The sequence below is a fragment of the Arthrobacter sp. ISL-85 genome, assembly GCF_018613675.1.
GTDB lineage: Bacteria > Actinomycetota > Actinomycetes > Actinomycetales > Micrococcaceae > Arthrobacter.
On the sequence record NZ_JAGGPQ010000002.1, the window covers coordinates 88,705 to 102,465 of the forward strand.

At 62.3% G+C, this 13,761-nt stretch carries 11 protein-coding genes; 5 read left to right on the forward strand and 6 right to left on the reverse strand.

Annotated elements, in window-relative coordinates:
* Positions 1–118: 118 nt before the first annotated feature.
* The 4 genes from J7I84_RS01295 to J7I84_RS01310 all read right to left on the reverse strand — a co-directional run bounded on the left by J7I84_RS01295 (position 119) and on the right by J7I84_RS01310 (position 4,912).
* Positions 119–1,711 (reverse strand): aldehyde dehydrogenase (NADP(+)), encoded by a 1,593-nt coding sequence (locus tag J7I84_RS01295; protein ID WP_214939554.1) that lies wholly within the window; start codon positions 1,709–1,711, stop codon positions 119–121.
* A 75-nt stretch (positions 1,712–1,786) separates the two neighbouring features.
* The gene (locus J7I84_RS01300; RefSeq protein ID WP_214939557.1) at positions 1,787–2,686 is read right to left on the reverse strand and encodes a carbohydrate ABC transporter permease; all 900 of its coding nucleotides are present in this window, start codon (positions 2,684–2,686) and stop codon (positions 1,787–1,789) included.
* Entirely contained in the window at positions 2,683–3,612 is a 930-nt protein-coding gene (locus tag J7I84_RS01305; RefSeq protein ID WP_214939560.1) for a carbohydrate ABC transporter permease, read from the reverse strand. The genes J7I84_RS01300 and J7I84_RS01305 overlap by 4 nt, the downstream gene beginning before the upstream one ends.
* A 4-nt stretch (positions 3,613–3,616) precedes the next feature.
* On the reverse strand, positions 3,617–4,912 hold the full coding sequence (locus tag J7I84_RS01310) for an ABC transporter substrate-binding protein (RefSeq protein WP_214939562.1): 1,296 nt from the start codon (positions 4,910–4,912) through the stop codon (positions 3,617–3,619).
* 172 nt (positions 4,913–5,084) lie between these two features.
* On the opposite strand from J7I84_RS01310, the gene J7I84_RS01315 reads away from it, so the two are divergent.
* From J7I84_RS01315 to J7I84_RS01325, 3 genes are read left to right on the forward strand one after another with little or no spacing between them, the layout of a single operon-like run.
* A complete protein-coding gene (locus tag J7I84_RS01315) occupies positions 5,085–5,750 on the forward strand; it encodes a GntR family transcriptional regulator (protein ID WP_214939565.1) in 666 nt (221 codons plus the stop codon).
* A complete protein-coding gene (locus tag J7I84_RS01320; protein ID WP_214939568.1) occupies positions 5,747–6,700 on the forward strand; it encodes a dihydrodipicolinate synthase family protein in 954 nt (317 codons plus the stop codon). The genes J7I84_RS01315 and J7I84_RS01320 overlap by 4 nt, the downstream gene beginning before the upstream one ends.
* Entirely contained in the window at positions 6,697–7,833 is a 1,137-nt protein-coding gene (locus J7I84_RS01325) for a mandelate racemase/muconate lactonizing enzyme family protein (RefSeq protein WP_214939571.1), read from the forward strand. The genes J7I84_RS01320 and J7I84_RS01325 overlap by 4 nt, the downstream gene beginning before the upstream one ends.
* 675 nt (positions 7,834–8,508) lie before the next feature.
* Here J7I84_RS01325 and J7I84_RS01330 read toward each other — a convergent pair.
* Entirely contained in the window at positions 8,509–9,606 is a 1,098-nt protein-coding gene (locus J7I84_RS01330; protein WP_214939574.1) for an ATP-binding protein, read from the reverse strand.
* Between the two features lie 127 nt (positions 9,607–9,733).
* Positions 9,734–11,023: an ISL3 family transposase gene (locus J7I84_RS01335; RefSeq protein ID WP_251045897.1), complete on the reverse strand. Its 1,290-nt coding sequence runs from the start codon at positions 11,021–11,023 to the stop codon at positions 9,734–9,736.
* A 717-nt stretch (positions 11,024–11,740) separates the two neighbouring features.
* On the opposite strand from J7I84_RS01335, the gene J7I84_RS01340 reads away from it, so the two are divergent.
* On the forward strand, positions 11,741–12,784 hold the full coding sequence (locus J7I84_RS01340) for a LacI family DNA-binding transcriptional regulator (RefSeq protein WP_311381035.1): 1,044 nt from the start codon (positions 11,741–11,743) through the stop codon (positions 12,782–12,784).
* Between the two features lie 161 nt (positions 12,785–12,945).
* Positions 12,946–13,755, forward strand: a complete 810-nt coding sequence (locus J7I84_RS01345) for a sugar ABC transporter permease (protein WP_214939579.1) — start codon at positions 12,946–12,948, stop codon at positions 13,753–13,755.
* Positions 13,756–13,761: the final 6 nt, after the last annotated feature.

A 13,761-nucleotide genomic window follows, 5' to 3' on the forward strand; every position in this document is an offset into this window, starting at 1 on the left:
GATGACAGCAGGGACATGGGGAAGCGGCCGCGGGAGCCTGCGAGGATGGTCTTCCCGCCGCCCATGGGCGGAACAAGCATCACCTTGGCTTTCTTCTAGGTGTCGTCCCGCCGGTTGTTCACACGTAACTTGTCGCCAGCTGTACATCGCCGTTAATGCGGCGGTTGAGGTGCCAGGGGTTGGCGTCCTGCAGCGCCTCGGGGAGGAGTTCCGGGGGGAGGTTCTGGTAGGCGACGGGGCGGAGGAACCGGTTGATGGCGAGGGTTCCGACGGATGTGGTGCGGGTGTCGGAGGTGGCGGGGAAGGGGCCGCCGTGGACCATGGCGTGGCCGACTTCGACGCCGGTGGGCCAGCCGTTGACGATGATGCGGCCTATCTTCTGCTCGAGGACGGGGAGGAGGCGTGCCGCCGTCGGGTAGTCCTCCTCGGTGAGCTGCAGGGACGCGGTGAGTTGGCCTTCGATCCGGTTGGCGGCCTGGAGCAGGTCATCCACAGACGTGTACCGGATCACCAGTGAGGCGGCGCCGAAGATTTCCTCGTGGAGGACGTGGTTGCTGGTGAACTGGTCCACGCCGGTGCCGAAGATGGCGGGTGCCGGGGCGTTCCGGGTGGGCCCGGGGGTGCCTTGGCCGATCAGTTCCACGCCGTCGGCGGAGCCGAGGCTGGCGGTTCCGGTGTTCCAGGAGTTGGCGATGCCTTCGGTGAGCATGGTTTGTCCGGTGCAGGCTGCGATGGCGCGTCCGACGGCGGCAGCGAGTTTGTCGCCCAGCTCACTGTCGGGGGCGAAGAGCAGGCCGGGGGAGGTGCAGAGCTGGCCTGAGCTGGCCGTGACGGCGGTGACGTACTGCTGCGCCAGGGCGTCAACGTCACCCTTTAGGGCGCCGTCGAAAACGAAGACCGGGTTAAGCGAGGACATCTCGGCGTAGACCGGGATGGGCTCCGGGCGGGCCGCGGCGGTGCGCATCAGGGCGACGCCGGCTGCCTGGGAGCCGGTGAAGCCGACGGCCTTGATGGCGGGGTCGGCGACGAGGGCTTGGCCGATGCTGGCGCCGGGGCCGTAGATCAGGGAGAACACTCCGGGGTGCAGGCCGGAGTCCTTGACGGCTTTGGTGATGGCCTGGCCGACGAGTTCGCTGGTGCCGGGGTGGGCGTTGTGGGCTTTGAACACGACGGGGCAGCCGGCAGCGAGGGCCGAGGCAGTGTCTCCGCCCGCTGTCGAGAAAGCGAAGGGGAAGTTGCTGGCGCCGAACACGGCGACGGGGCCGAGCGGGATCTGGCGCTGGCGGATGTCTGCGCGGGGCAGGGGAGTGCGGTCTGGGATGGCGGGGTCGATGCGGACGCCGCGGAAGTCGCCTTGGCGGACCACGTTTGCGAAGAGGCGCAGCTGGCCGGTGGTGCGTGCCCGTTCGCCTTGGAGCCGGGCGGCCGGGAGCCCGGTTTCCTGGCCGGCGCGGGTGATGAGTTCGTCACCGATGGACTCGATATTGTCCGCGATGGCCTCGAGGAAGGACGCGTGGGCCTCCGGGTCCAGGCTGCTGAAAGACGGGAAGGCCTCCTTCGCAGCGGCCGTGGCGGTCTTCAGCTGGTCTTCCGTGAGCAGTGTGTAGGCCGGTTCCAGGGGCTCGTTTGTGGCGGGATTGAAACCGTTAGTGGTCTTGCCGGCACCGGCAACGGGTTGCCCGGCGATGAGTGATTGTCCTGTAAGGGTCACGGTGGTTCCTTGATGGTTGGTGGCGGCCAGGGTGAGGTGCCGGATAAAGCGGCAGCGGCGGTTGCCGCTGCCGTTTTATCCCTTGACTGCTCCCGCGCTTAGTCCCTGGACCAGGAATTTTTGGACGTAGGCGAATAGGAGCACTACGGGGATGATGGCGATGACGCCGCCTGCGGCAAGGGCCCCGAAGTCGGCGCCGAACTCTCCCAAGAGGTAGCTGAGGCCGACGGGGACGGTGAATTGGTCTTGACTGCTGATGAACATGATCGCGAAGAGGAAGTTGTTCCAGGCGCTGATGAAGGCGAAGGAGCCAACAGCAACGATTCCGGGTTTCAGGAGGGGCAAGACGACCAGCCGGAATGCCTGGATGCGGGTGCAGCCGTCTACCCAGGCAGCTTCTTCCAGTTCCACGGGGACGTTCCTGATGAACCCTGACATCAGGATCAGGGACAGTGGAAGGTGGAAGACGGTGTCCGAGATGATGAGGCTCCAGAGGCTGTTGGTGAGGCCGACTGCGTTGAAGATCTCGAAGAGTGGGATGAGCATCATGGCCCCTGGTACGAATTGCGTGCAGAGCATGGCTACCAGGAACAATGTTTTGCCGCGGAATTTGAATCGGGCAAGAGCGTAGCCGCCCAGGAGGGCGACGACGGTGGAGGTCAGCAGGCTCATGACGGCGACGAAGAGGCTGTTCTTGAAGTAGATCCCGAACCCGGACCCGTTCCATACCGTCTCGAAGTGTTCGAACGTGATTGGCCACGGGACCAGGGACGTTGATCCTGTAGGCCGGAATGCGAAAAGCAGCATCCAGTAGAACGGTACGAGCGTGAAGACGAGGAACAAGGCCAGCGGTACGTAGGTCAGAATCCGGTCGATGCGTCGGGCGCGCTTCTTCAGGGGGCTGAGTGGCCGGTACGCGCCGTGGTCCTCGGACTGGAGGGGGGGCGGCGCAGTTTGGGGAAGCAAGGAGGTCATTTGTCATCCTCTTTGGACTTGGTGATGCGCAGATAGACCAGCGAGAAGAAGGTCAGGATCAGGAAGGCCACCACCGTGAGTGCAGAGCCGTAGCCGAAGTCGCGGTCATGGATAGCCGTTTGCGCGACGTAGAGGGGCAGAGTTGTGGTAGCTCCTGCGGGGCCGCCGCCGGTCAGCGTGTAGAGCAGGTCAACGTTGTTGAACTCCCAAACAGCCCGAAGTAGACCTGCGACGACGACTGCCTGCCGGATATGGGGCCAGGTGATGGATAGAAATTTCCTCCAGGTGCCTGCCCCGTCGACGTCAGCTGATTCGTAGAGTTCCAAGGACACGGATTGGAGGTCGGCCAGAATCAGGATGGCGAAAAAGGGGATCCCCTTCCACATTTCGGCGAGCACGACGGCCCAAAACGTTGTCCCGCTGCCTGAGAGGAGGGAGACGCCGTATTCGCCAATGCCGATGTCTGCGAGATAACGGCCGACCCCGGTGGAGGGGTTGTAGATCAGTATCCAGATGGTGGTTGTGAGGATGCCGGAAACAGCCCAGGGTGAGAAGACCAATGAACGTGCAATGGCTCGTCCTACGAAGGTCTTGTTGATAAGGAGCGCCAACGCCAGACCAAAGATGAACTGTAGTCCGACCTCGACGACCACCCACTGGAGGGTGAAGGTCAGGCTTCGCCAGAAGAGGGGATCTTGGCCCAAGGCCACGAAGTTGTCCATGCCAGCGAATCCGTCGTTCCACGGCTGGGTCACGTTCGAGTTCTGGAGGCTGTAATAGAAGACGCTGCCGACCGGGTACACGAGGAACACCAGCGTCAGGATCGCTGCTGGGCCGATCAGGAAGTAGGGGTATAAGCGTCGCAGCCGAGCGTTCGCTTCTGGTTGGGTCAGGCGTCCAGGCCGGTTGGGGGTTATGACAGTCATGGCGTCACTTCTTCATGTACTTCTGTTGGGCCTTTGTCAGCTTCACGGCCGATTGGGTCAGGAAATCCTTGACTGAGAGCTGGTTCTGAAGGACACGCTGCCAATCGGGGAGCATGTCTGTGGTCGTGATGGAGTTGAACTCGGGCAGGTAAAACGGCTGTTCGAGCACAACGGCGTCCTTGTTATCAACGGCCTTAATGGACGTCTGCATCGCGGGGTTGTCGGTTACCCATGCTTCCTTGGCGACTTCGAGGTTTCCGGGGAGGTATCCGGATTTCTGGGCCCAGAAGCTGTTTCCTTCAGTGCTCATGGTGTACTCGAGGAATTTCCAGGCGGCTTCCTTGTGTTTGCTGGCCTCGAACATCGCAAATCCTGTGGTCATCCGTCCCGTCAGGATGGACTTGCCGGACTTGGAAGGGAAGGGCGCAACAGCTGCGACTTTGTCCGCTCCAAGGGCGGCAACATGGGTGGGGTATGAGCCGATGCTGTGGCTGAGCATGGCAGCTCCGCCGGCACCGAATTGGGCGACCATCGTTTTGAAGTCAGCGGTCAGGTCACTCTCAGCGGTGTCCTTGCCGTACAGGTCAACGTAGTCCTGCGCAGCGGCGATCACTGCGGGATCGTCAAGGGTGGAGGTTCCGTCTTCCCGGAAAAATTTGTCGACCCCCGCTTGCGGGTAGACCATCTGTACGAACTGGGAGAAGAAGCCGTTGCCGCCGCGCAATGTGTAGCCGAATTTGCCGGCGGACTTGTCGGTCAATTTGTCCGCTGCGGCATAGAAGTCGTCCCAGGAGGTGGGGGCGGACAATCCGGCGTTCTTGTAGAAGTCTGAGCGGTAGTAGATGACGTCCGCCAGGCTCGTGGCCGGGGTCAGGTACAGCTTTCCGTCGGGTGCTGCGGCTTTGGAGGACTGCGTCATTGCCGGGGAGATCTTGTCGTTCCATCCGCCACTTTGGAACTTGTCGTCCAGCGGTGCCAGCGCCTTCTGTGCCACAAGCGCGGAAATGTCGGATGCCTTAGGGGTAATGATGTCCGGTGTCGCCTTCGTGGCGATGGCAGTGCTGATCTTCTGCATGTAGGAGTCCGTCGGCAGGCCAAGGTAGTTCACCTTGATGGACGGATTCTTCTCCTCGAACATGCTGATCAGCTTTTTGAGGTTTTCGGTCCGCTCGGGGCGGGTGTCGGTATCCCAGAGTTCGAGCGTGACAGGACCACTGTCGCCTGCCGGCTTCTCCGCGCCGCTGCCGGAACCGCAGGCCGTGAGACCCAGCACGCCCGTGAGCAGCACTGCAACTGCCAATGCCGGTCCACGGCGACGGCCCCTAGTGAATGAAGTCCCATTGTTCTTACGCTTCATCGCGTTCCTCTCAATGCAAGTCGGTGAGGGTCCGGCCTCAAAGTGCCGCTGGTGATACATCGTATACTACATACGATGTTCCTGATATGATCAGTTTTGTCGAAAGGAATTTATTGTGAGTACGGAAGTCGTCCCCGGCGCCTTACTGCCCGCCGCATCCAGGACACACCTCGTCGTGGAGGCACTCCGCCGTTCGATCCTGACCGGTGAGCTTCCCGCCGGGCAGGCTCTGGTCGAGACGGAACTGGCGCGCGGGTTTGGAATATCAAAGACGCCGGTAAGGGAAGCGCTGAAGACTTTGGCGGGTGCCGGCTTGGTGACGATGAGCGAATACAAGGGCGCCACGGTCCGCGTTGTCGATGAGGAGATGGCCAGGAGCGTCTTCGACGTTCGTTCCCTCCTCGAGCCCGTCGCGGTGGCGCGAACGGTCGAGAGGGGTTTCGACATGGACCGAGCCCAGGTGGCGCTCGACCGTGCAGCTGAAGCCGTGGACGAAGCTGAGCGGAGCCTGGCGAACCGGGACTTCCATCAGTTGCTCTACTCAAACTGTGGCAATACCGTTCTGACTCAGATGCTCGACGGGCTCCGGGAACAGACAGCTCTCATTTCAGCGAATGCCTGGATTAAGCAGCACTCCTGGGAGGAAGAAGCGGCCGAGCACGCAGAAATCCTGGCAGCAGCACGGAGCGGAGACGCCGGCAGGGCTGCCGAGCTCGTACTTAACCACATCAATAGCTTCGCTGTCCGCGCTGCCGCGCAGATTACCAAGGGGCAATCATGACTTTCACGGAACTCCGGGCAGCGCTGGCAGACATCGTCGCCATCCCTGTGACGCCTTACAGGGATGGCGACCTGGACATCTCCACGTTCAAGATGCTCCTGCGCCGGCTGATCGACAGCGGTGTCACGACCATCACCCCGAATGGGAATACAAGTGAGTTCTACGCTCTGACAACGGCAGAACGCCATGCCCTTATTGAGGCGTCGGCCGAAGCGGCGGGTGATGACGCTTTCCTGCTCCTGGGCATCGGGCATGACATTCAGACAGCCACTACAGACGCACGGCTCGGCAGGGGAATGGGCATCCCGATGGCCATGATCCACCAGCCCACTCACCCGCATATCTCCGCTGCAGGCTGGGTTGAATACCATGCCCAGATTGCCTCAGCTGTCCCTGACATGGGCTTCGTCCTTTACATCCGCAACGAGTGGGTGACTGCGTCCATGCTGGTCGACTTGTCCGACCGTTGCCCGAACATCATCGGGATCAAATACGCAGTCCCGGATCCTACACAGTTCGCACGGATCCGGGACTTGGCAGGCGCCGACCGGTTTGTGTGGGTTGCCGGCCTGGCTGAACCGTACGCTCTGTCTTACGCGGCGCACGGGGCAGCGGGATTTACCTCCGGACTCGTCAACGTCAACCCGGAACTGTCCCTTGCCCTTCGTGACGCCCTACGCACCGGACACTATGCTTTGGCCCGGTCGCTGCTCGCCCGGATATCCAGATTTGAGGAACTGCGGGCCGAGCACCGCTCCGCCAACAACGTCAGCGTGGTCAAGGAAGCCCTCGCGCAGCTGGGCCTGTGTGACCGGTCCATCCGGCCACCGAGCCGCGAAGTGAACGACTCCGACAGAAACGAAATCGCCGGCATCCTCGCAGACTGGGCCACCACGCACAACCTCCTCCCCGCACCGCCTCGTCCCTCGGAAACGGCAGTGGTCGCATGAAAATCACCGGCTTCAAGACCTTCATGCAGCGGGTCGGCAACCGGCCGCGGCTCCTCCTGCGGATAGACACCGATGAAGGGATTTTCGGATGGGGTGAAGCGTACAACCACGGCCCGGACCGGGCCTTGGTGCCGGTCCTGGACTACCTGTTTGAACAGGTCCAGGGCGATGATCCCCGGCGCGTGGAGTACGTGACGCAAAAACTCATCCGCAAAGCCCGGTTTCCACAAGGAGCCATCGGCCTGGCAGCCATCTCCGCCGTGGACCATGCCCTGTGGGACATCGCGGCAAAAGCACTCGGCGTGCCGGTCTACGCCCTGCTCGGCGGAGCCGTGCGTGACCGCGTCTCAGTGTACGCCGGCGTCTACTCAGCCCCGGATCCGGCCCAGTGCAGGGAAATCACACAAGAACTCAACGAACAATACGGCTTCACCGCTTTCAAACTGAGCCCGTTCCGCGGAGACTTGCACAACCGACGCTGGGGGCTGGTGGTGAAGGAAACCGCCAACTACTTCGCCGGTGTAAGGGAAGCCTGCCCCGACGCCTGGGATTTCGCCTTCGATGCCCACGCAAAAATCTTCGAGCCCTACCAGGCGATCCAACTCGGCAACGCCCTCGCACCATACCAACCCCTCTTCTTCGAAGAGCCCATTCGGCCCGAATACCTCCCCGCGTGGCACAGGCTCCGCGCAGAACTTCAGGTCCCCCTCGCCACCGGCGAGAGCCTCTACTCACCCAACGAATTCCTGACCCTGCTTACAGGCGCGGGAGCAGACATCATCCAACCGGACATCTGCGTTGTCGGAGGAATATCGCAGATGCGGAGGATCGCCACCATCGCCGAAGCGCACTTCACCACCGTGGCACCCCACAACCCCATGGGGCCGCTGGCAGTCGCCCACAACCTGCACTTCGCCGCAGCCTGCAGCAACTTCTCCATCCTTGAATACAAACTCGAAGAAACCACCTGGTGCCCAGACCCCTACATCCCAGTTGACGGGCACCTCGAACTCCGCCCCGATCGTCCCGGCTGGGGAATCGAGATCAACGAAGCTGCGCTGGGCACTGATGACTATGTCCATTGGGAGCGGCAGCTTCCCGTCCGGCCTGACGGATCCTTAGCCTATTGCTAGGAGGACCATCGCGGGGGTGAAGATTTCCAGGCTGCGGCGGATCCCGATCTGAGCTCTGCCAAGGGGACAAGCAACGAATGCCGGGCCTCGGTGTTGGCAAGGCGGACGGGCCGCTGTCAGCGAGGTTCCGGCTCTCCCTGCCGGGATCCCGGGACACAACGTGCGCGAATGCGGCCGGCGTGGTTCGACGGGCGCCGGCCAAGGGTCATTACGCTAAATCAGCTCGGGTTCTGCGGTGATTAAGGTCAGGGAGTGTTGCGGAGAGGTTCTGCATTGTGTACGGACCTTTCCGTAAAGGCTGTGCAGTTCTTGATGAGCAGTCCCCATCTACTGTGACGTATTCCAACACGTTCCGGATGGGGCAGCCTGCCGAGAGGACATCGCCAAGGGAGCTCGCCCTGGCTGACCCCGACCATCCTGACCACGCCGAACACGCTTCCTGGTGGTGTGACCAGCCCCGGTGAGCCTCGTGACCCTGCGTTCCCGGACATCGCCGACGTGAACCGGACGCTGGCTAAGCTGGTCTGACTTACCGGACTTCCTGAAAAAGCGCTGCGAGTGACGGCCGGAATCAGCCCCTCCTGCGGATACTCCCCCGCCTGCTTAGAGGGCCGATAATAAAGATTCTGTCGGGTTGGGCGGCGAGATTGAGCTCTGTGCTCGGTGGGGAGGCGGCTATGTGCCTCGTATTTTGCGGAGGTACTCGCGAAGGCCCGGGATGGCGAAGTCGACCTTACCGTACCCTGGGGCTTCGATGAGGCCAGCGGCAATCAGCCGGGCCCGATAGTTCGCCACAACGTTGCTCTTGGCATTGAGCCTTTTTCCGATGTCGCCGGCGGCAACAGGCCCCTCGTCTTGTGCCACGGCATGCAGGAAGTCTTTGTCCTTGTCCGAGGCTGTTGAGAGGGCGGCTTCAATGACTGTCATTTCGTGGCGCCGGGTGGCAGCACGGATCGCTTGGGTGACGTTGTCCTCTTCGAGGGCAAGGTCGTTGATCTCGGCTTGCCGCCAGAGCTGGTAGCCGATGAGTTGGATCAGGAATGGGTAGCCCCCGGTCGCCTGCGCCGCGCGCCGGATCTCTTCGTCGCTGATCTTGATTCCGGCCTGGGCGAAAGTGTGGGTGAAGGAACGCTCGACTTCCTTGACGGCCGCGGCATAGAGGTCGATCCGGTCTGCCCGGCGCAGGAAGGTGGCGACTCCCTCGTTCAGCAGGTCCGAGACCGCTGCTGGAAGTCCAGCGAAGATCAGCCCTATCGGAAGCCCGTCCCGGATGAAATGCTGGACGTCCGCGGCAAGTTGGGACAGTTCTGTGCGGTCTGCGGAGTGGATCTCATCAACGGTAAAGAGCAGCCCGGTCCTTTTCTCCGCGAGCAGGCTCAGGAGCTGGCTACCCAACCGTCGCCAATCGACCTGGCGCTCTGGCGGCAGCTGCGTGGTCACGGTGAAGCCCGCCACGCCCAGGGCGGTGATTCTGCGGCCGCTGGGGCCGGAGCCGAGTTCCTCCACGTGAAGCCGCATGACCTCGCCGATCCTTCCAACGAAGCCGGGCGTGGCGGTTTCGGAGATGACGATCCAGCCTTGCTGCCGCGCTTTGTCCTGGGCTGCGCTGAGCAGGGCGGTCTTGCCGATGCCTCGGGCGCCGGTGATGATGGTGAGCAGTCCAGGTGCCCCGGAACCGAGCTGCAGGCCGTACTCGAACTCGTCGAGCATGCCCGCACGTCCTATCAGTTCCGGGGGAGTGGCGCCCGCCGTCGGACGGAAAGGATTCCTCACCGCAAAACCTCCTGTGAGTCCCTGTGAGTCTTGTGAGCGCCTGTGAGTCTACCCTCTTGTCGTTCCAAGGCTGACCACTTTGCCGGCTCTTCACGGTTCGTGGTGAATGTTCTGCCGTGATGGGTGTTCATGCCGCTGTTCTGGCGGCACTGCGCAACAGAATACGCGTTTTGTAGTTGCGTGCGTTGGTGAATCCCCGGCCAGTCCTTTTGATGTGCTTGATCGCTGTGTTGTTGGCTTCCACTTTCGCGGTCGTCGCGCCGGTGACAATGAGGACTTCTATTTCTTTCCACCAACGGCAGACGGTGCGCCAGAGCCGGTTCGTCTCCGGTTGTGCGGCTCTCTCGACCAGGGCCTTCAGCCGGTCCTTCGCAACGGCCGCCTCGGCGAGGGAACCGGTGGCCAGCAACGTCCTGAGCTGTTCCTTGACCAGCCAGGCGGCCTCAAGCTTCCCGGTGGCGTCGTCAGTGGCGAACACGGTGGCCAGCCGGTCCCGGGCCCGGCCCGAGAGCGTGTCCCCGGCCCGCAGGAGCAACCGCCGATTGGCCCAGACCGGATCGATGGAGCGTCCCCGCCGGCCATGGACCTGCTGGGTGAGCCGCTGCCGGACCTCGGTCAGCATGTCATTGCCGAGCTTGACCAGGTGGAACGCGTCGACCGAGACAGCGGTCCGTGGCAGCCACATCCGCAATGCTTTCCGGAACGCCGCCGAGGGGTCGATCGCAACGACCTGCACGCCCAGGCGCCACTCCAACGGACGGGCGAACAGCCAGTCCCCGACACCATCGCTGTCGCGGCCACCCACGATGCCAAGGACCTGGCCGGTGTCGAGATCGACGATGGTCGTCATCCAAGGTTCGTACCGCTTCCACGCCTTGGTGGCCGGATCGCGGTAGAACCGCACGGCTCGGTAGCGGTGTTCATCAATGCCAAGCATCCGAGGTGCCAGGGCATCCACATCGGGCAGCGTCAGCGCCGCGGAATCAAGGGCCTGCTGCACCAGCCACCAAGAGACCCCGAACGAAGCGGCGGCCTCAGCCGCGGCCCGGCCGGATCCAATCACGGCAGCCACCAAGGCCTCCCGGAGCCGGCGGGTGGACCGAGCCCGGCGCGGAACCTGCGCGGTCTCCTCGGTGAATGTCCGGCGCGGGCACAAGTACTCGTCGCAAAAGAATCTGCGCTTGGCCCATTGCACCTCGACCGGCCCGGCGACGGGGATGTCTCGTACGCGTTGGGGCCGGCGGGAATGAACGCGGTTGCTGATCACCCCGCACGATGGGCAGCCGGCCTCGGAGGTGGCCACGACGCGAATCCGCCGCTGCCCGAAGGCAAGGACTTCAGCGCCGGTCACGCGGTAGTCAGGCAGGTTGAAAATGGCGGTGGCAGCATCGGGGCGCGGGGAAGTAGGCTCGATCAAGGCTCGTAGCTCCTGACTTGATGAATGCGTAGAGAACATCCATCACAGCAGGGCTACGAGCCCTTCAGCTTTCAAGACACGGAACCCGTTTCACCACCAACCGCGAAGAGCCACTTTGCCCGTGTCTCTGCAAGAGAACGTCACCTGCGTCCGGACGCACCTTGCCTGCGCTGGCGTCAGAATTCCGTGAGATTTCGGTTTATTGAGAGTGCGCTCATGATCTTCTCAGATCACACCCTGACAGTGGGCGGGAAAGGAATCGGGGCGAGGAAGTTCGAAAATAATCCAAACAGCCCAAAGATTCCAGACTTACTGGAGCCCGGTTGGGCAGTGGGTGCTGATGTCGCACATGTTCGATCTGGGCGGGGTTCCCGCGAACGAGTGGGAGTTCCGCGCGCTGGCCGAGTCCTCCCATTTCAGGCCGCTCTCACGTCAGGTTTGGGTGTTCCCTAACCGGACGAACATGGTGGATTCCTTTAGGCCCCCTGCTTCACGGCGCGGGATGGTGGCAATCCCGAAGCTTGTAGAACTGGGCTGGTTAAACGGCGTACCTATTGCCGTGGATCGTACGTCCCCACCACACCGGCCACGTCAGCAACTGGTAGACCCGCCCGCAGAAGTTGATCCGCCATGTTGACGGTCGCTGTGATGCACGCTACAGTTCATCAGAAGTTATACGAATAACCTATGAAGTCCCAGTGGTCCAAGGAGGTGCCCGTGGCTGGAACGAAACCGAAGTCCGGACCGACGATGCATGATGTCGCAGCCGCCGCCGGGGTATCCCAGGCCACCGTGTCCCTCGTGCTGAATTCAGCCTCCGGGTCACGATTTTCTGAAGACACCCGTCGCCGGGTGCAGGACGCCGTAGACCGGCTGGGCTACCGAACGAACGCCCACGCGAAGGTGCTGCGCGGGGGAGTTGCTGGGATGATCGGTTTCGTCGGCGACTTCGTTGCATCGTCCCCCTTCGCCGGGCGTATTATTGAAGCCGCCCAGGACCGGGCCTGGGAATCCGGACTCCTGCTGCTGACCGTGAACACGGGGGGCGACCGGGCACTTGAGGCGGCTTCGCTGGAAACGATGTTGTCCTACAAGGTCGCGGGCGTAGTCTATGCGTCCATGTACCACCAGCTGCTGGACGTTCCGGAGGTCCTCGGCGAAGTGCCTTCAGTAGTCCTCAACTCCGAGGACCGCGACGGGCGGTTCTGCAGCGTCGCGCCCGACGAGGAAGAAGGCGGTTACACGGCCACCCGGCACCTGATCGCCGCCGGGCACACGCGTATCGCCTTGATCAATAACGACGTGCTTGAGAGCGGGCTCCCGGCCGCCGTCGGCCGGTTCGCGGGCTACTCCAGAGCCATGCAAGAGCACGGACTGGAAGTGAACCCGGACTTCGTGCGCTTCGGACACGGCGCCGAGCCGGACGGATTTGAGCACGCCACGAGCCTGCTCACAGCCGCCTGCCGGCCTACCGCGATCTTTTGCGGAACTGACCGAATGGCCTGGGGCGCCTACCAGGCTGCGGCCACCCTGGGGTTCTCCATCCCGTCCGATCTCTCAATCGTCGGCTTCGACAACCAGGAAACCCTGGCCCCCCACCTCAGGCCCGCGCTGACCACCCTTGAACTTCCGTTCGAGGCAATGGGGCGCCGGGCGGTCGACCTGGTCCTGCAGGGCACCGAGCCCGAGGGCCGGGTCGAGTTGATGGAGTGCCCTTTGATTGAACGAAACTCAGTGACCCATCCAAAGGAGATGCCATGAGCCGCACCATCCCGGCCCTACGCCGGCGTCCGTCTGCGGCACCGCTGCCGCAGCGAAAGATTTCTTTTTCACTTCGCTTGAAAAAGATTTCCCGCGCTTGGCAGTTATACGTATTACTAGCACCGGCTCTGGTCTACATCGCGGTTTTCAAATACTGGCCGATGTACGGAGTTCAGATCGCTTTCAAGAACTACAACCCTGCTGACGGTTTTACGGACAGCCCATGGGTGGGTCTGACGCACTTCATCAGGTTCGTGAACTCCTACCAGTTCGGTCAGGTTCTCGGAAACACCCTGTGGATCGCGGTTCTGGGCCTTCTGGTGGCTTTTCCAATCCCGATCATCCTGGCGTTGCTGGTAAATCAGCTCCAGAGCGAAAGGTTCAAGAAGTTCACCCAGACGGTGCTGTATTCGCCGGCGTTCATTTCAACGGTGGTGGTGGTGGGCATCATGTTCGTGGTGCTGTCCCCGCGGTCGGGGCTGGTGAATAACGCGATCCAGCTTGCCGGCGGTGAACCGATCTTCTTCATGGGATCGGCCGAATGGTTCCGGCCCATCTACGTCATCTCGGATGTCTGGCAGAACGCCGGTTTCTCCATGATCGTGTATCTGGCGGCCCTGGCGGCCATCGATCCGGCCCTGCACGACGCGGCGAAAGTCGACGGCGCCTCCAAGCTCCAGCGCATCCGGCACATCGACCTGCCGGGCATCATGCCGGTGGTAACGATTCTGTTCATCCTGGCCATCGGCAACCTGCTGAACGTCGGGTTCGAGAAGGCACTGCTGATGCAGACACCACTGAACCTCTCGAACTCCGAGATCATCCAGACCTACGTCTACCACGCGGGACTGCAGCAGGCCCAGTTCAGCTACTCGGCCGCCATCGGCCTGTTCAACTCCGTCCTCAACCTGGCACTGCTGCTCTTCTTCAATACGGTGGCGCGCCGGGCTAACCAAGCGACCCTGTGGTGATGCCAA